At 35.7% G+C, this 20193-nt stretch carries 11 protein-coding genes; all 11 read left to right on the forward strand.

What is annotated here, in order from left to right; genetic code table 11:
* The first annotated feature begins 213 nt into the window (after positions 1-213).
* A complete protein-coding gene (locus GGG_RS0101075) occupies positions 214-912 on the forward strand; it encodes a VWA domain-containing protein (protein ID WP_010111349.1) in 699 nt (232 codons plus the stop codon).
* Positions 899-1429 (forward strand): hypothetical protein, encoded by a 531-nt coding sequence (locus GGG_RS0101080; RefSeq protein WP_010111351.1) that lies wholly within the window; start codon positions 899-901, stop codon positions 1427-1429. The genes GGG_RS0101075 and GGG_RS0101080 overlap by 14 nt, the downstream gene beginning before the upstream one ends.
* Positions 1416-2144, forward strand: coding sequence for a PP2C family serine/threonine-protein phosphatase (locus GGG_RS0101085; protein ID WP_010111353.1), 729 nt, complete (start codon positions 1416-1418; stop codon positions 2142-2144). Before GGG_RS0101080 ends, GGG_RS0101085 begins: the two co-directional genes overlap by 14 nt.
* A 56-nt stretch (positions 2145-2200) precedes the next feature.
* Positions 2201-3706: a serine/threonine protein kinase gene (locus tag GGG_RS0101090; RefSeq protein ID WP_010111354.1), complete on the forward strand. Its 1506-nt coding sequence runs from the start codon at positions 2201-2203 to the stop codon at positions 3704-3706.
* Positions 3681-7220 carry an ATP-binding protein gene (locus GGG_RS0101095; RefSeq protein WP_010111355.1) on the forward strand — a complete coding sequence of 1180 codons (3540 nt, stop codon included), beginning with the start codon at positions 3681-3683 and terminating at the stop codon, positions 7218-7220. Before GGG_RS0101090 ends, GGG_RS0101095 begins: the two co-directional genes overlap by 26 nt.
* Entirely contained in the window at positions 7217-9256 is a 2040-nt protein-coding gene (locus GGG_RS0101100) for a hypothetical protein (protein WP_010111356.1), read from the forward strand. Before GGG_RS0101095 ends, GGG_RS0101100 begins: the two co-directional genes overlap by 4 nt.
* Complete coding sequence (locus tag GGG_RS0101105; protein WP_010111357.1) at positions 9249-11723, forward strand: hypothetical protein; 2475 nt, start codon at positions 9249-9251, stop codon at positions 11721-11723. The genes GGG_RS0101100 and GGG_RS0101105 overlap by 8 nt, the downstream gene beginning before the upstream one ends.
* A complete protein-coding gene (locus GGG_RS0101110; protein ID WP_010111359.1) occupies positions 11724-15455 on the forward strand; it encodes a DUF2357 domain-containing protein in 3732 nt (1243 codons plus the stop codon).
* Positions 15456-15490: 35 nt separating this feature from the next.
* Positions 15491-18463 carry an ATP-binding protein gene (locus GGG_RS0101115; protein WP_202945557.1) on the forward strand — a complete coding sequence of 991 codons (2973 nt, stop codon included), beginning with the start codon at positions 15491-15493 and terminating at the stop codon, positions 18461-18463.
* A complete protein-coding gene (locus GGG_RS0101120; protein ID WP_010111364.1) occupies positions 18463-19131 on the forward strand; it encodes a hypothetical protein in 669 nt (222 codons plus the stop codon). Before GGG_RS0101115 ends, GGG_RS0101120 begins: the two co-directional genes overlap by 1 nt.
* Before the next feature lie 663 nt (positions 19132-19794).
* Positions 19795-20193: hypothetical protein (locus GGG_RS19360; RefSeq protein WP_010111366.1), on the forward strand; the 399-nt coding region annotated here is incomplete at its 3' end.

Here is a 20193-nt window from a genome sequence, read left to right on the forward strand (position 1 = left end):
GAAATATTACAGTGAATTATATAGTTGGCAAGCTTGCTATTGAAGAATTTTTATTTAAATATGATATTGTAAATTTACACAGAAATTGTAAGTGAAGATAGCAGTTTGTTTAAGCATAGTTTACTAAGAGTTCAGGTGGTCAGACGTAGCTGTGTTAATACATGTGCTTAATTATTTGTTAATTATATATTTAAGATAATAAGAGGATAAATTATGGCTGGATTTAACCCTGCTAATTTTACAGTTGCTAAAGCAAAACCTTTGCCAGTAGTACTACTGTTAGATGTCAGTAGTAGTATGGGGGGGGAGAGTATTAAAAAACTTAATATTGCTGTAAAAGAAATGATTTCAGACTTTGCCAGTGCAGAAAAAAATGAGGTAGAGATCTTAGTTTCAATTATTACTTTTGGTGCAAAAGTTCTCCTTCACACACCTTATACTTCAGCCAAAGATATCGAGTGGCAAGACCTTACAGTAAGTGGTAGTACCCCAATGGGTACAGCTTTTTCGATGGCAAAAGCAATGATTGAAGACAAGGAAACAACGCCATCACGTGCATATCGTCCAACAATTGTTCTAGTTTCAGATGGTGAACCAACTGATTCTTGGCAACAACCTTTACGTGCTTTAGTTAATGATGGGCGCTCAAATAAGTGTGACCGTATGGCAATGGCAATTGGTGGTGCAGCTTCTAATACCGTACTTAACGAATTTATCTCGGGTACAGAGAATAAAGTATTCACAGCTCAAGATGCTTCACAAATTCAAGAGTTTTTTAAATTTGTGACCATGTCAGTTACTACTCGTACCAATAGTCAAAATGCCAATGTTGTGCCTAAACCAGAAGAAATAGAGCAATTGGTTAAGCAAGAGCAAAATCAACAGCAAGAAGAGTCAGATGAGTTTATCTAAGCTTCACTGCATTATCGATTGTTCTGGAAGTATGGTGGAGTATGGTAAGCCAATGTTGTTGGTTAACTTAGTACGCTATATCAGGCAATTTACTGAGCAACATGACACCAATATATGTTATTTCAGCTGGCAAGAGAATATTACACAACTTCATTGGTCAGTTGGAAGTGATGTTGAATTACCTAGCACTAGCGGGGAGGGGAATGTTGATGCACTTTGTAAGTGGATTGAAAGAAACCCAGACGTCAAATTTTTGCTATTGACAGATGGTTACTTTAAGTTAAATGCACAACAGCGGTTTCAATTAAGCCAACTCGATCATTTATATCTGATAGGTGTAGGTGGTGATGCGGATCTGCCACACTTAAATACGCTATCTAATAATTGCTATCGTGCAGAACAATTAGATCAAGTTTTACATATGATTTTGCGATCCGAAATTGTAGCCATGATTCCATCGCGCAGAGTTGATTTAACTCATATTATTGAAAATGAATCGAATGATGATGACTGGTAATAGTTTAGTATGGCGAGGTTTCAGTGGTACCGAAATAGGGCCGTTTCATCAACGCCTTGGATTACCTAATCAAGATGCTTGTCACTTAGAACTTGATAATGAGTTGGTCTTGATTGCTGTGTCTGATGGTTTAGGAAGTAAGCCTTTATCTCATATTGGTTCTCAAGCGGTATGTCGAGCAGTAGTGAGAGTTGCTCGACACTATATGAGTACATTAGTAATTGAACCATTATCTGTTATTGAGTTGTTTCATAGTTTTTGGTTAGAAGAGCTGAATGGGGCTGAAGTTGAACAATGTAGCTGTACAGCACTCTTCGCTATTGTATTTGGAGATAGTACTTTTATTGCTCACATTGGGGATGGTGATTGCTGCATCATTACGTCGGTTAAAAATGAGCAACAGATCCATTTTTTAACTGATAAAGATGAAAGTTTATTTGCCAATCAAACATACTCATTAGGTAAAAAAAATCAGGTTGAAAAATGGAAATTTTGTGTACAGCCAACTGTAGAGTTAGAGGCTTGCTTTTTAGTTACAGATGGGATTGCTGATGATTTAGCTTCTGAGCATCGTATTGATTTCTATCGTGAACTGTTGAACCAATATCGTCTGTTATCAGATATTGAAGTTACTTTAGATGTAAAGCATTGGATAAGCGATTGGCCGGTGACAGGTCATAGCGATGATAAGACTATCGCTGCTTTATATCGTTAATCATTGTTGGATATATGTTTGAGTGCTCTAGTTAAGAGCTACAGGGGAAGCTTTATATGCAACAGCAAAAAGAACAAAAACTTACTCGGGTGAAAGATCAATTATCTCAATGGCATGAGCTGAAAAAAGAGTTAGGAAAAGGTGGACAAGGGGTTGTATATAGAACAGCAGATTCCGAGTTGTTAGTTAAAATGCCACTGAAAAATGGTAAAAAAATAACGGATAAGGAAGAAATCAATCATTTTCAAAAGCGGTTTGAAAACCTCTATCTGTTGCCATTAACCAATAAAATGCATATTACGAGACCACTTTATTTGCTTGAAGGGCAGGCTGGTTATGTGATGCAGATGATGCAAGATATGCAACCGATAGGAAAATGGTTGCCGCAAATTTTGAATAAGCAACTTGCTAAAACTTTCACTCGTCCTAGTTGGTTGAGTGAGGAAGTTCCTTTAGAAGTTGCTTACTCATTGGCTATGTATGCTAACACTGGCGGTACTAAGAGAAGATTAGAACTATTGAGCCAGACTTCTATCGAGTTATTAAGATTACATAGTGTAGGAGTGATATTTATGGATATTTCTCCAGATAATATTTACTGCTCAACTAAGCCAGAGCATAGTGAAGTGTGGATGATAGATGCGGATAATTTGCGCTTTGAAGGGGTAAGTTCGAAGTCTGGTGTAATCACTCCACAATATGGTGCACCGGAGATAGTTAAAGGTATTGATGGTGGTAGAGTTGTTAGTGATACTTACTCATTAGCATTATTAGCATTTAAAATTCTCACGATGTCTAATGCTTTTGAAGGACAACTTTTTAGTGATGTCGTAGGTGATGAAGATGACTGGGCAACAGACGATTCAGAAAGTAGTAAGCCTAATTTAGAAGTTCAAGCAGCACAAGGCGAGCTTCCGTTTATATTTGATGCTGAAGACAATAGTAATTCACGAGTCAATGGATTACCTGCTGAGTTGGTTTTAACACCCGATGTACTATATTTTTTTCAAAGAATGTTCGGAAAAGGACGTAAAGAGCCATGGCAACGTCCGAGTCTTCACTCATTACCGAGGCTATTGGCTAAAGCAGCAGATAGTTCTATTCAATGCCATTGTGGTATGAGTTTTTATTATCAATCTACAAATGATACACAGTCTTGTCCATATTGTAATGAACATCATTCAAAACTTTTGGTCGCTACTAGTTATTTTTATACATCAGAGGGGGTAAGTGATCCAATTTGGACTTGGGTTACTCCTTTTATTGATGGTCAAAATATCCAACTACCACGGCGGATATCTGGTGATTTTGATATAGATCAACACAATATGCCAATGATTGAGGTGAATCAATTTGATCAGGATAGGTTTCTCTATGTTTCAGCAGAGGATGTACGAGTAGATATTCTGGATAATAATCATGTTCAGCAATTAACGAACCAATGGTTTTTGAATGAGCAGCAGATAGAGGAAGGTGTACAGTTATATCTACATGCTCCTTACTCGGTAATTATTGAGATTAAGGTTAAGGAAAATAATGCAATTCAAACAACTCAATATTGAAATAAATCATCTTTTTTGGATAGAACCGCTAGATAGTAAAGGAATTTCTTTTAAACAAGGAGATTTAGGCCAGTTACGTTTGAGTTCACGAACAGGTCAGTTACAGCTAGTTATTCATGGAAAATTATTTACGATTACTTTGCGTGAGCCTATTTTATTTAATGAGATAGTACTTGGGTTTGATCGAGCGAATGCTAATCTGATTGAGATCAGTCGAGTACATCAACAAAAGGATTGGCCTAAAGATAGTGTACAGCTTGAGTTGGCAATGGTGTCCTTTAATGGTTCTGAAATTGAACTAGGCCCAATTGATATTGTATTAGACCCGAGAACATTAGAACAAGCAAAATCTGTAGGTTTAGGTGAGAGTTTCGAGACTATTCAAGTAGCGCTTGAACAATATTGTAGTTTTAGCCTATCTGATGAGTTAGAGCAACAGTATGCAATTGTGATGTTGGGAGAAAGCGCACTAGATCAACTTAAGTATATTGAAAAAAATGAAGATAATCATAATTTGACTAATAAAGAACCACAGCAAAAAATTAAAAATGGTCTAGTTTTATTGGGCAATAATTTGCAATTGGCAGTACAACAATATTCTGCAGTAGATTTTGATTATTTAGGGGTACGCAAGCTCGTGAGTCGTGCTTGTTCAACTTCAACACGTGCACTTCGTTTGGTGAGATTACAGCTCAGTTTTAGCGAACAACAAAAACAGGTGGCTTCTCTTGCTTCTCAGCAGATGCGTAAAATTATTACAAATCAAAAAGGATATTTAGCCACTTGGGATAAATATGGAAGTACAGAGGGTGAACAGTTACTTAAGCGTGCTAGAGAAATTGGTTGCATAGAAGTGATGCCTGAACAGTGTGAAGTCTATGGTGAGTTTGGTAGACAGATGTCTATTTATTTGAATAGAGATCTACGCACTTTATTAACAACTCAAGATGCATTGTTAATGATGAGCCCTGAAACCTCGGTTCCTTATCTCGAAGATCCTGAGATGGATTGGCAGACATTTAGTTCACAATTACTTGAGGACTATAAACAAAAAAAGGGCTTTGATAGCAATCTTTCAAATTGGGATCAACAATCTAATTCAGTGAGTACAGATGCTGAGTACCAAGATAATGTGGCATCAGTAGCTAATGAGCCAAGCCAAATTTTAAAAATTGTTAAAGTTGAGCAAAATCGACTTATTGTAGAAGGAGTTGATATACCGTCGACTAAAATGATTATTGTACAATCTATTATGGGTGATCAAGTGCAGATTGAGCGACGGATGGCAGCTCGTAATGCAATTATTGAGGGTAAAAGTGCGATGCCTCATTTAGGATTGCTTATCGAGGAAGATGCTAGATTACCAAGTGGACGTGTTCAGCGTCCTGAAATAAAACCATTATCGAGTTTTGTTAAAACTAAAATATTTCCTAAAAATCCACCAACTAAGACTCAAGAAAAAGCGATTAAACTTGCTTTGAATACTCCTGATATCATGATTATTCAAGGGCCACCAGGGACGGGTAAAACGACTGTTATCACCGCCATTATAGAACGTCTTAATCAGGAATTGGATAAGAGTAAGTCAATACAGGGTGATATTTTGGTTTCAGGTTATCAGCATGATGCGGTTGAGAATCTATTAAATCGTTTATCAGTAAATGACTTGCCTGCAATTAAATTTGGGCAGCGTTCAGGTGAGAAAGAACAAAATAATGCTACTGATATTAAATTAGATGAATGGCGATTGAAAACTGTTGGAAACATCTATCAGCATGTGCCTGAGTTGAAAGAAAGTATTGCTTATTTACAGCTTGAAAATGAAGCTATAGCGTATGCGACAACACCAAGTGACAGTGCAGCTTTACGATTAGTGAACAAAGCAAAAGCATTATTAATTGGAATACCAAATAGTGCTGAGTTGATAAGTTTATTAAAGATTCTTGGTACTGAACTGAATAGTCAGCATTTAGGTGAGAGCGATGGCATAAGATTTTTACGTGCATTACGGCTATCAAAACCAGCATTTAAGGATGATGGGGTGCAGAGAGTTGCAGCATTAATGGCTTGGTTGGATGAGGAAGAGATCACTATTGAGAAAAAGTATTTAGATATATTACAACAAGCTATGATTTGGCAACCAAAAAATAATCTAGATTTTTTACCTCAATTAAAAGAAGTAAAGCAACAATTATTAAAGCAGTTTACACCACGTCCTCAACTCAAACGCAACTTAGCTAGAGAAGATGTGAAGTTAGCAATACAACGTACACTTGATTTGCTGCAAGATCGTAGTCGTAATGAATCTAAAAATAGAGCCTTAATAGATTATTTGAGTGATTTAGAGGGTAATCCGCATCTAGTGCAAGAAGCATTAGCAGAATACAATTTAGTTTATGGGGCGACAACAGGGCAATCTGAGGGCGAAGTCATTCGTCGTTTTAAATCAAAAAGTGGCGATGGAAAAGGTTATCTGCAGTATAGCACGGTGATCATTGATGAAGCTGCTCGTGCTAGCCCCCGAGATCTGATGATTCCTATGGTGCAAGCAAAAGATCGTATTATTTTAGTTGGTGATCATCGTCAACTACCACATATTGTTGATGAAGCTTTATTGCAGCAGATGGAGCAGGAGTCAGATGATATCCATGCGGATATAAAAGAAAAATTTAATCAGCATATAACAAGTAGTATGTTCCAATATTTATTTCATCGTGCTAAGCAATTGGAGCAACAAGATGGCATTCCTAGAACGATCACGTTAGATGCACAATATCGTAGTCATCCTTTATTAGGACAATTTGCTAGTGATCAATTTTATAAGCTGTATGGGGAAGGGTATGAATCACCTCTACCAGCCAGTAAATTTTCTCATCAACTTGAAGGGATAGAAAATAAAGCAGCTATATGGATAGATGCACCAGCACGGCTGGGGAATGAGGATCGTAATGCCAGTAAGAGCCGATTTAGAAAGGCTGAAGCAGAGATGATTGCTAAGAAATTAAAGCAATGGATTGATAGTGAACAAGGTAAAAATCTTAGTTTTGGTGTGATTTCTTTTTATAAAGCTCAAGTAAATGAAGTAATGAAAGCACTTGCGAAATACCAAATTACTGAACAAGATGAAGCCGGAAATTATGTTGTTACTAAACACTATCAAATGCTTTTTGATCATGCAGGCAAACCTATAGAAGAGCGTCTACGGATTGGTACTGTAGATTCTTTTCAAGGTATGGAATTCGATGTAGTCTTTTTATCAATGGTTCGTTCTCAATCACAAAACTCACAATTTCTGAAAGATCTTAATTTTTCAGCAAAGCAACAACAACAAGTATTTGGTCACCTGATGTCTAAAAACAGATTATGTGTATCTGTAACACGACAGAAAAAGGCATTGGTTCTTGTCGGTGATAGTCAGTTGATTCAAGCACCCATAGCGGAACAGTCAGTACCTGAATTAAAAGCATTTTATGAGCTGTGTAAGAATCATGCGCAAGGAGTATTGCTTACATGAATCTACATATCCCTAAATTATTTAAAGTATTGCATCAGCCACACTCTATTGCTCAATATCATGCTAAAGCGACGCAGGATATTTTATGGCCATGTTTACGTTTTGCGATTTCATTACAAGCGAAAGCAGATCAAGACTTAAATCTATTTGAGAGTACATTATTACGTTTATTAGCTGAGGGAGAAAGTGATCTAGAGAGATTAAGCCAAAAAATGGGGCTTACGAATGAGGATGGCAAGTCTAGCCTTGTAGAGTTTCTAAGCCTTAAATTACAGCAATTAGACTTAATCACCGATAGATTGAGATTAACACCTGTAGGTGAACAAATCCTTGATCAAATTAATAATAATCAAACACAGGTTATTGGTGCAAGTATATATTTTGATTTGATTAATCACTGTTGGTTGCCAATAATCACTCGTGGTGAAATAACATCAATTAATGTTGAAGCAAATGATGACGGCTTAGTTGAGTTTTGGCAAGGGACTGTAGGTAATCCTACACCAATAAGAGCAATCCCCTTGTTTAGTGAAACAGTTTCTAAAAATGCGCCTAATGAGCGTGATGTAATTGATATTATTAAACGTTTTCGTCAACAAAAAAAGAAAATGGAATTGTCTTTTGGTAAAACTCGTAACGATGGTTTTGTTACAACTAAGGGGACTATTTCAGTAAATTCGGATGGTGAATTAGTTTATCTACATTGCTATGCTTTTATGGTGTCTGGTACATATTCCTTATATGTAAGTGATGGTTTTCGTTCAGGTATTCAGGATAGATTTACGAGAGGTTTTAATAATATGAAAAATCATGATAGTAATTTATCTATTAAAACAGCATATGAAATCCTATATCAAAAAAGCCGAAAAAACTATCCACTTAAGGGTATGCAAAAATCAAAATCACTAGCTAAGCTTTACGAGGAGTTAAAGAACAGCCAAGTAAAAAATTCTATCGATCAGTCTGAATACGAAAATAATTTATTATCTTTTGTGAGTAAGAGCTATTACGAGATTGAGAAAATGCTAGCGGAATGTTATGCATTTTCTAAGCTTGAACGCTGTATTTCTGAACTTTCGAGCGATCCACAACGCAATGCGAATGAAGCAGAGAAAATCGCATTACAGATAGGTTTTAAGTTTAAAGATGGCAAGCTTGTTAATAAATTACTAAAGACAAATAAGGGTAGTATTATTTATCTCAAGGCAGAGCAACCTGAAATGTCAGCCTTATTATTTTGTCATTTGCTTTTAGCAAGGAATGATGAACAGCAACCCATGAGAGGGCTCGCTAAAGCCTACCCAGAGTTATTAAATGATATCGCTAAATTGCGCCGTTGGCGAAATCCGATTGATCATCAGGATGCGAATACTGTGCGTAATGAACTTGGTTTTGAGCAAATTGAATTTATTCATCAGCTTGTAGAGCGAATACGTGAAATTGTATCAGATTGGTTGAAGAGTAATGATAATCAAGTATCAGAGCAAATTACTCCTAATTGGCTTAAAGAGGATATCCGAAGTGAAGCTAACTATAAGTTAAATCGGCATTTTGGAATAATGCGTAGCGTAATGAATGAGCGTGTTTATCAAGGGTTATTTGATGCTTTAGTATTTGCCAATTTAGAGGATGCTAGAGATAGAACAAATGCTTTAGCAGGTGCCTTACAGCATGCTTTCTATCAAGCGTGTCAGTCCCTCGATGTAAATGAAGCAAACGACATCGAATTTATAAAAAGTCAGTTAGTAACTTTAGGTGCTAAACAAATTAGCAAAACTAACTCAAATAAAGTGCAGCAGTCACTTAATGGTTGTAATACAACTCTTGGTGCAAATTTTATTGCTTTTTGGGCACAGATTACCGATCAGCAGAGAAAAGAATTTCCATTTGCTGAGAAGTTAATCACAGCTATAGATTATTTAATCAAGATACGGGGGCATTCTGGTCCAATTTTAGGTCAGCATGAAACTTTAAAAGAAATTGAAAAAGCAGTATTTAAATTAATTAAGATTTTAATGGAGCAATATTGTGGATAAAAAACAGCAACAGCATGACAAAGATCAGGTTGAAAATACTCAGATGTTATCAGGGCAAAAAGAAGAGCTGGCAAAGCAAAAGCTAGAATTAATAGAAGGGCAAAAAGAAGTAGAACGCCAACTTCAATTTGTGAAATTGCGTGAACAGGCTGCTATTAAAAAGGAAGAGGATAATCATGCTCGTAGTCTTGAACTTGAAACACGCCATCAACAGCAAGAGGTTCGGCAGCTAGAAATAGAGCAAGGTTTACCGGCTCTTCGAGACAAAATTTTTGCGGAGCGTGATCAACAACTTGCAGATTCAAAACTACAGTTGAAACAACAGTTTCAAGATGTAGCAAATCAACAGCAGCGGTTAGAAGCAGAACGTGAGCGACTTGATCGAGTGCAAGAAATCGTTGATGGTGATTTTGCAGAGCAAAGAGCTAATTTGCAGAGAGAATTACAACAGAAACGCTCTGAAGCAAGAGCTGAATTAGATAAGGAGATTCAAGAGCAGCGTGAAAAATGTTTTAAGGTGCTTGAAACAGAGATTCAGCAGCGTCGAGATGATCTTGAAAAAAGCAAACAAGAGTTTGATAAAAAGCAAGCTAAGTTAATTACTGACCAAAATGATGTAAAACTTGATCGAGTAAAAGTCGATGCATTACAAGATTCTCTTGAGCAAAAAATTGCAGAACGTATTCAGACCCGTTTACAGGAGTTTGAACAAAATGAGAAACAGTTTGAATCAGATAAACAGCGTTTGTTAGATCGTATTAAACAGCAAGAAGAATTGTATAGTGCCTATGATGAGCTTAAAAAACTGTTAGGTGACCGCTCAGCAGAGGAGGTGTTGCACGATCTTACGACTAAGAATGAAGAGTTAAAAGTATTGCGTGAAGAGCTCCAACGCCTAAGTCAGGAACCAGAGCAATATTACGATAACCATCGTGCTGAAGTTGCAAAGCTAGAGCAAGCTAATCAGAAGCTACAGGACGAAAAACGCGAACTGCAACGAAATTTGGATACTCAAGAGCAGTTAGAATATGACCAAGAACGTTTGCAAACTAAGTTTAATAGTCTTGAAGTAAGATATGAGGCAGTTATTGCAGATAATAATAAATTAAAAGAGACCTTGGATCGAGTTAGTCCATCTTATAAAGATCCAGCAGATATTAAGGCACGGCTTAGAAATATTAAGCGTCCTCATATTGAAAAGTTTGTGCCACGTCGTCAAGAAAAATCTATTAATGAACTAGACTGGCTTGAAACTATTCGGTCAAAGATTGATGACTATGGGCTACATTTTTCAAACCGTATTTTATGTGCCTTCCATACAGCACTCAAAATTGCTGAATGGTCACCTTTAACAGTCTTAGCCGGTGTGAGTGGTACAGGTAAATCTGAGTTACCTAAGTTATATAGCCGTTTTGGAGGGATAAATTTTATTAATGTGCCTGTACAACCAAATTGGGATTCACAAGAATCAATGTTGGGCTATTTTAACTCGATCAGTAATAGTTATGAAGCTCAACCGATGCTGAATTTTCTTGTACAAAGTCGTGAGAAGTTAATAACAGACAGTGAAAACTCAGAAGATAATTATAATGGTCTTGAAGATACTGTAAGTTTGGTATTACTTGATGAAATGAACCTTGCTCATGTTGAACTTTACTTTGCCGACTTTCTGAGTAAGTTAGAGCAACGCCGTGCTGCGAAAAATAATGATCTACCTTACATCGATATTAATTTAGGTTCTAATATAGATCCTTATAAATTATCTCTTGGTCGTAACTTATTGTTTGCAGGTACTATGAACCAAGATGAAACGACTAAATCATTATCAGATAAGGTGATTGACCGAGGTACTTCAATCTACTTCCCTCGTCCAACTTCATTGCATCGTCGTGAAAAACTTAGAGCATTGCCTGAACAAGCAAATTTACTCCCAATGAGCATTTGGTGGGGTTGGATTAATAAACAAAGTAGCTTATCAGATGAGATTGTAAAACCTTATAAGCAATTAATTGAAAATATTAATAATTGTTTGGGGGCTGATGGGAAAGCATTAGGACATCGTGTTTGGCAATCAATTGAATATTATATGGTGAATCATCCATTGGTTATAGGATTGGATGCACAGCAATACCCTGATGAATATAAAGAGGCGCTAAAGTTTGCCTTTGAGGATCAATTAGTACAGAAGGTAATGCCTAAATTACGTGGGATAGAGACACGTGGATATGCCAAACAGCATTGCTTAGATCCAATTCGCGAAATTTTAGTTAAAGAAAAGTTAGATATTCTTGATGATTTTGATAAGGCGATGCGTATAGGACATGGGCAATTTAATTGGGTAAGTGCAGATTATTTGAACAATGAACAGAGCAATGAACGCTATCAAGAACTATTTAAGCTAGCAACCCCTACGGTGTCATCAGATCAAAAAACTAATGTTCAGCAAGAGTCGGTACAAGGAGTCTAAATGATCAACTTTGCAAATGAAAAGTTGAACGACTTTGGGCAACTATACGGTCGCTATACAGCACAGGAATTTATTGCACAGCAATTATTACAGGGACAGCATTTCTACTTGGTTAATCTTACCTTTGATCCGCTCACAGGTGAAGCATTACCACAACGAATGAGTCATTGGTTAAGTCACGATGGCCATGCACTCGAAAATACTGAATTACAGGATCGTTTTACTTATCTAATTGATCATGCTGTTGATGCTATTAACAATATTCTGATTATGCCTCGACAAACTATTAATAGAGTTCATGAGATGACCCCAGTTTACTTAGCACAACGCCTCGATAGCCGTTCTTTGCAGTGGTTAAGTCGTAAACCTGGCAATAATCTGCGTGAAAAATTAGCAGCTAATCCGCATATTTTAGCTGCTACGCGTAAGATGAGCTTTGATACGCTTGAAAATCGTTTGTTAAAAACATTCTTAATTCGTGCTTTAGGTTTACTCTTAGATCGGCAAGCAGCGAATTTCAAATTAACAGAGCAGCAAGAGACTTTTATTGATTCAATACAGAAAATTTTACGACAGGAGGAGTTTCTTGCGATTAAACCATGGCAGCATATGCCACCTAACAATGTATTATTACAAGATAAACAATATAGAAAAGTTTGGCGATCATGGCGATTGTTAAATCGCCTAGAAGATGATTGTGAATGCCAACAAAAAAATGGTATCGCTTCTGGTTTTAATCTATTTAGTGAATTACTTAAGCAACTCGCAAGTATAGAAAATTGTCTAGTATTAGATCAGGCTTGGGACTTTAAGCTTGATGATTTATCAGCAAGCCCAGCTGTTAAACATACGGAAGAAGAAAATTTAGTTGAGGTTTTGGTTCTCGATCTTGGTAATAATGTAGCAAAGAGTTGTGCAAAAATAATGCCTCATGCCGAATTGCTATTGTCACTCACAATTGATGGTGATATCCAAATACAGCGTCGAGTGAGAGCAGAGCAAACACAGACTTGGCGAATAGAGTTCCGATGTGTAGATGGTTTGATTGATTTAAAAGTCAATTCTAATGTTGATAGTGCTGATTTAAATACTTCTTGGCAAAGAGCGATGCCAAGAAATTTTTCTAGAGTGGCTAAAAGACTTGTTAACGATTTACTACAAGGTGATAGAGGACTTAAGCTGAAGAAAAATCCACAAGTTCAGATATCGAGTGACTTTGTCTCAGTAATGTTTGATGGTGCTAGTTATAAATTTAAAAGTAATGATAAAGTAGGTTGGATAGGACCAAATTTTCTTGATGCATCAGGCTTAGACTGTAGTCAAAGCCTATCATTATCAGATCATGAATGTGTATTTAGCACGAAAGAATTAGCTCAGGTTAATAATAGTGATCTCTATAATTATCAGTTGAATAGTTTTGCAACGTTATTAACGACTCAAATTCGAGTAAATAAAGGGATGCATTACTTGGTGAGAGATCACCATAGTGACTTTGAAACGAGTGATTTACGCCGAGAAATTAATCGTAATTTTAGTAATGTAAATCCATTACCAATAAGTATTGCAGCAGTCTATGCTTTATTGGATAAAAAAATTTTTAAACCTAATGATTTGATTATGGTATTAAGTTCAGACCAAGTCGGTATTTATGCTACGCCTGTATATTATCGTTGCGGCGAACAGATTGGAGAGACTTACCTTGAAAGGCACCCATCTATTAAGCTTTCTCAACAAGGTGAACAACAGTTATTACAGCAAGCCTTAGTTAATTCTGGCTTACCTCATCATATAGCGAAGAAATTTATTCAACTCTATAGTTATAGCGAAATAGTGTTAAATAAGGCACAGCTAGTACTACATGATGGTGAGAACTGGTATCGTGTACCAGCTGGAATTAAAGTAGAAAATATTGATATTTTTGATGTTTTATTGAAAGAAACCTCTGTATTACAGAAAAAAGAAGAAAAAACATACTTTCTTTCAGTTTCTACAGCAATCAAACAACAAAATGGAATCAAATCTACACAGTGGTTAGCTAGTGATCCTCTTTTAGGGTCACAAATTTTATTAGAAAAGCAATTTTTAGCGCCACATAAGATCTTTTGGAAAGATCATTTGCCTCCATTGATGGCCCGTTTACCCGTGCAAGGTATTGAGCAAAATTTTTACTTTGTTGATACTCGTACTTCGGTTAAACCAGAGCGTGGTGTTGCGATCAATATTCCAATAGAAACTCCCTTTACGTTGCCACCAGATAAGGAAGAGATACGTTTTACTATTTATCAAGGTAAAAATAGTCATAAACAGATATTTTCATTACTGTTATCGCTAAGACAACCACTTAAAATGCCCTGCGACTGTAAACTAACACTCACTTATACTTATGGCGATGAACAACCCTATAAATTACGTTTTTCTCCAATAGGTGAAAAAAAACCTTTTCATCATGTGGATGCACAATGGGGTAAAAAGATTGATGATAATGAAAGTAAAGTAGTTGCGATTCCTATTTTTCCTGAGAAAGTTACATTTGAAAAACTATTTACCTACCCTGGTAAAGAAAGGGAAACTAATATTATTGAATGGATTGAACGGAATTTAAATCAACTTGATGATATATATCATCTTAAATTACATGGACGAAATTCAAAAAGGTTTGATTTTAATTACCAAGATATTAAATGGGTTTCTGCTAAGGATTTTGGATTTTATGAATTGCATCCTCAGCATAAAAGCATTTTTGTACATAAAAGCAAATTTAAAGATTTAGATGTAGAAAAACAAATTTTTTCTGCTGATGTATTTACTAAAGAGGGGAGATCTTCGTTAGAAAATATCGGTGAGCAAGGAGAAATCTCAGAATACGATCTAAAAGGCCTGTCAAAACGTTGGCGTTTTCCTATGCTCATTTTTAGTGACCAATCCCGTTGTTTTAATGATGCAGCAGAGTTGTCAACTGATTTCGCCCGTTTAGGGACTCAGGCCATAAAACAGGCTCAAGATTTATTAGTAACTCAGGGCATTAATACAACTCTTGAAAGCGAACTTAAAATGTTCTTGAGTTACTGCCATAAATTAATGCCGCCTCTTGCAGTAAATGATTTATTACAAGCTTCTCAGGATAAAAATTTACTCCGTAATGAAGATACACGATTTAAGTATGCTTTAGGTGATGTAAGTGAATTATGGCAACAACAATTACTTGAAAACCTCTTAGCACCTAGTGATGATACAGGAGGTACACGTGCAACTACGCTTGAAATTTTATCCGTAGCTATGTGGCGTGATAAAGCAGTGATTCATCGTTTAACAGCAGAACAAGTAATTACACTGACTTATCGATTAAATGAGCATTTACTAGAAGAGATTAAATGGCTTAAAAAAGAAGATAAGTTCTTTAAATGGAATTCATTTATTTTACGACTAGAATTGCTATTAGCACTATTACGTACGCGAGAAAGCCAAGATCCAAATATACGTTCGCTGTTTGCGCTTAATAGCGATTTAAGTACACAACTCTTAAGTACAGTTGAAAAAATGACTGATAAACAAGGTGAGGCACTCGCATATCAGCTTGAACAACCTAAAGTAGTAGCTAGAGTTAAATTAGTTGTAAATAAACCAGAGGGCTATCATCGTACACCAGACTTACTATATGCATTAAAACTTTATCTATCAGGGGATGATGGAGCAGATCAAATCATGATTACTGAATTAGTTAATAATGCCTGATAATTATTAGGAAGAATAAATTTTACATGAATGACATGAGTATTACAAAACCCATTGATAAATTATTAACAGCGCTAACTGCCCCGACGAGTTTAGCTGAAATCGCCAAACGGTTAGTCCCAAATGATGCTTTACAGGCTGCTGACTACCATTTTTTTCAGATTAATAGTTTAAGCCATATTTCTGATGCACCTCGCCGAGAAGCACTAGAAAATGTTTATAGTAGTATTCGTTATCCTGGTGCTAGTGTAATTTATATACTCAAAGGAGATACACATGGTGTAACACTTTATTTGGGAATTGCACGTAACCATATGTATTCTAAACCTGTTATTTCTATATCTGATATCTCAGAAAGTATTTTAAAACCTAACTTTGAAGGAAACTTTAAAGGAAGTCACATACAGCAATTAACAGATAATGGCACAGAGCTAATTAACAAACTGCAGAGATACCGTCATGTAGGTGTCTTACAAGGAACAGTTGGTGATCAAGCTCAAGGAGAAAATGCTTTTTTTCAGGGCATTGATCGGTTAGTGGATGTGATGACGGGGAGTGATTTTTGTCTTGCAATAACAGCTTCTTGTGTTGCAATGGAACAATTGATGGAGTTAGAGCAATGGTTATATCGTGGTTATGAAGTGCTTGCTCCTCTTGCTCGAGTTTCACTTCAGCATGGGAAAACGAATGGTCGTTCTGTAAGTTGGGGTGAGAGTAAAGGAGAAAGCCGGGGAACAAGTTTTTCTACAAATAATAGTTATACAAAAGGTGGGAATGAAAGCACAACAAAATCTGCAAATAGAAGAGATAGCTCACAATCGGGAACTGAAGGTAGCTCACATTCCAACTCTGAAGGTGAATCGAAAGGAGAAAATGAATCAAAAAGTAGCGGAAGCAACTACAATGCTTCACTGAATCAAGGTGAAACACTAAATATATCTGAAGAACGCCACAATAGGCAAGCACAACAATGGTTGAGTTACTTAGATGAGGTCTTACTACCAAGAGTAGATTATGGTCGTAGTCGTGGCAGTTTTATATGTAATATAAGTTTATTGACAAATTCTCATCATAGCTTACTAAGATTAGGTGATGTTACACGCTCAATTTTTAGTGGAAATATGGGGAATCAATATCCATTACAAATGCTAGATATTTCAGCAGTACCAGAATGGGTTAGAAGTGTTAAAAATTTACAGATTCCAGTTATTTCTCGACATAGTAATGATCAAATATTAAATATATTCGATAGTTTAAAGTCACGTATTAATCTAAAAGGAAAAGTTCTGATGGGTGCATATGTTACACCAAAGGAACTAAGTTTAATTGCAGGCTTACCTCAGGAAGAGGTAGTTGGGATAGAACTTAAAGAGCAAGTGACATTCGGATTAAATCCACCAAAAGTAAGTGTTGTAGAGAGTTTACCATTAGGTAGTCTTGTACAATATGGTCGTATATTAAAAGATAAAAAAGTAGCTCTGAATAGAGATGATTTAAACAAGCATGTATTTGTTGCAGGTGTGACAGGTAGTGGAAAAACAACAACTTGTCATCATCTCTTACGAGAAAGCATGTCAAAATTTTTGGTTATTGAACCTGCTAAAACTGAATATCGCATGTTAATTGAAGAATATGATGATTTGCTTGTATTTACACCAGGACGTGATGATATTGCACCATTAAGATTGAATCCATTAGAAATGATGCCAGGAGAGACTATCTCAAGTCGAGTTGATATTATTAAGGCAAGTTTTTTGGCCTCATTTGATATGGAGGCCGCGATTCCTCAGGTATTAGAAGCTGCTGTTTATCGATGCTATGAAAAAATGGGATGGGATATTAATACTTCTAAACATCCTTTATATCCTGATCCTTTCGCCCCAGGTTGCTATCCATTCCCAATATTACGAGATTTGCTTGAAGCTTCAGAGCAAGTAGTTAAGGAACAGGGGTTTGATGAACGGTTACGTCAGGATTACATTGGTTCTATTAAGGCACGTTTACAAGGATTATTAGTCGGTGCCAAGGGGCAGATATTTAACACATTACGTTCTATTGACTTTAGTGAATTGATACAGCGACCAGTTGTTATTGAGCTTGAAGAAATTCGCAACGGGGCTGAAAAATCGTTACTAATAGCCTTTATTATGACAAATGTTATTCAGGTATTAAAAAATGAACATCGTAAAAATCCAAATTTTCGACACTTAACACTTATAGAGGAAGCACATCATCTTCTCACGAAAGCAGATCCTTCAATGAGTAGTAATCGAAGACAAGCTGTTGAAATGTTTAGTGATATGCTCGCAGAAGTACGTAAATATGGTGAAGGTCTAATCATTGTGGATCAAATTCCTAATAAGCTTACGTCTGAAGTAATAAAAAATACCAATACAAAGATTGTTCATAAGTTATTTGCTGAAGATGATAAAGTTGCGATAGGTAATACTATGGCATTAGAACCATTGCAACAACAGCATTTATCTAGATTAGAAACAGGCCAGGCAGTTATATTTAGTCAAGGTTGGAAAAGCGCTGTGCTTACTCAAATTGAGCCTAATTCAACGACACAAGCAGATATTCCATTAGATGTAATTGAGCCTAAACTACGTTACCGTTCTTGGCGGTTCTATCAATTACTAAACAATCGACATGTACTACCACTAACAGCTCAACAATCAACACTAAGTATTGAACAATGGCAAGATCAATTATCGTTTAGTGCAGATATTAAAATATTGAGTGCTTATACAAAATACATGGAGGAGAGAAATGAGAAAAATCACCAACATCTAATATTAATGTTAAATATGGCTGTGAATCGTTTGGGTTCTGTATCAATGGTGATTGAACATCTACTTCATCATCTTTATATACCATCTCAAAGTGAATCTATTGTTCAGTGGCGGAGCAAATTGCAAGCTTGTTATCCACTCTTATGTGATAAGGATCATGCTAAAGTAGTTAGCAAAGAAAATTTTCATACTAGTACAAGGAGAAAATATTAATGTTAGGTGGATTAATTAGTGCAGGAGCCTCCTTGTTATCTGGAGCAATAAGTGCAGTTGGTACAGCATGTTCTGCAATTGGTGGAACTGTTATATCTACAGGTCGCGTTATGATTGATGCAATCAATGGTGGGCTTCCAATGGTTGCAAGGATTTGTGATGCTGCACTTACAGTGGGTAAAGGGCTAGGAGTGTTTGCAACTGAACATAATGAAGTGGATATGTATGAACTTGGTATGCGTACTGAACGTGCAGTAGAAGAGGGCACTACTTCGGAGCAGTTTGATAACAACCAAGCATATATTGACTATTTGCGAGAAAAGATAACACTGAGTAATGAAGACAGAATAAATTTGAAAAATCTTTCAGATAGTGACAAGTTAAAGTATGCCTGTATTGGTAGTGCTATGACTATTGCCACTATTAAAGAAAAATATGAGATAGATATTCCTGAGACATTTTGGAGCATTACTACTGACCTTGGGATTCAACCTGAAAAGTTCAAACCAATGTTAGATATATTTGAAAATGCAAAATTACAACCTGATTTGAATGGTTTTATGAAGGGAGAGTTAAGTTCTGATTTGCAACGTAGTATTTATGATTTGATCGATGAGCGACTAAGTGGTGTATTGGGAAAAGAAATAGTTGATAAACTAATTTCTTGAATTTCAATAGATCGGTGACTATTCAAAAAATTTAAGTCAGGATACACCAGCTATTAGGTTCCAAGGCTGCATTTGATTTTTGATCTCTTGCGAAGTAGTACTTCTCAGGCAAATTGGTAGATTATTGTCATGCTCCAAATTAACTGATTAAAACTGGCCAATCCTTCAGCGTATAATTGATCGATTTGGAAGTGCCGTAACTTGATGGCGTCTTCAGCCTATATTGATGAAGCGCTAAAAAACTTTTAAAGAAATGTACTAAACCTTATTGATTTAGCTATGCAACATAATCTTCTGACAATTCTCGGGGTCGCTTTTTGATCTTTTGATCAAAAAATAGCATTATAAAATCAATATTTTATAAATTATTTAAAAAATGATGTATAATTTTAATTCAATGAAAACTAGATCTGGTTATTTTTGAGTTTTAATTAGCTAATTAATAAAATTAAGATTAAATATATAAAGGTTTATATGATTTTTTATTTAAATTGAGAAATAACAAATGAAATTGACTGATCACTTATTATATATAGATATTACACAAATATGTGGTATTGGTTGTTCTTTTTGCATGTATTCTGACAAACATAAAGGTGGAATAAATTTAACTTTAACAGAAAAATCAAAAAAAATTTAAAAGGATTAATAAATGATAATGCTGTGAAAAAAATATCCATAAGTGGGGAAGGTGAACCTCTAAACAATATAGAAACATTCCATAGTATATTGGATTTTTCTCATAAAAAAAATGAGTTTGAATTTATTAGTAGCGGTTTTTTACCAAAAGAGTTGATGTATAAATTTTTTATTGATACTAATAATATCTTATTGAAATCTAAAAGCAGATGTAATATTAGGATAAGCTCTGACTCTTATCATCTTGAAAAAATAAAACATAGATCACATGGATTAAGCATAGATTGGTTTATTAAAAATCCTAAAAGTCTTCTATCTTTTTCATTTAGATCAATCGATACTGATAAAGAATTTACAAGAAATTTTTTAGTCACTGAGGCTATGAAATTTGGATACCACGCAAAAATAAAAGAAGTAATAATT

The organism is Acinetobacter sp. P8-3-8 (assembly GCF_000214135.1).
Lineage (GTDB): Bacteria > Pseudomonadota > Gammaproteobacteria > Pseudomonadales > Moraxellaceae > Acinetobacter.

Bases quoted from the DNA above. Each gene is read 5' to 3' on its own strand.
- GGG_RS0101075 (WP_010111349.1), top strand. From the start codon at position 214: ATGGCTGGATTTAACCCTGCTAATTTTACAGTTGCTAAAGCAAAACCT.
- GGG_RS0101080 (WP_010111351.1), top strand. From the start codon at position 899: ATGAGTTTATCTAAGCTTCACTGCATTATCGATTGTTCTGGAAGTATG.
- GGG_RS0101085 (WP_010111353.1), top strand. From the start codon at position 1,416: ATGATGACTGGTAATAGTTTAGTATGGCGAGGTTTCAGTGGTACCGAA.
- GGG_RS0101090 (WP_010111354.1), top strand. From the start codon at position 2,201: ATGCAACAGCAAAAAGAACAAAAACTTACTCGGGTGAAAGATCAATTA.
- GGG_RS0101095 (WP_010111355.1), top strand. From the start codon at position 3,681: ATGCAATTCAAACAACTCAATATTGAAATAAATCATCTTTTTTGGATA.
- GGG_RS0101100 (WP_010111356.1), top strand. From the start codon at position 7,217: ATGAATCTACATATCCCTAAATTATTTAAAGTATTGCATCAGCCACAC.
- GGG_RS0101110 (WP_010111359.1), top strand. From the start codon at position 11,724: ATGATCAACTTTGCAAATGAAAAGTTGAACGACTTTGGGCAACTATAC.
- GGG_RS0101115 (WP_202945557.1), top strand. From the start codon at position 15,491: ATGAGTATTACAAAACCCATTGATAAATTATTAACAGCGCTAACTGCC.
- GGG_RS0101120 (WP_010111364.1), top strand. From the start codon at position 18,463: ATGTTAGGTGGATTAATTAGTGCAGGAGCCTCCTTGTTATCTGGAGCA.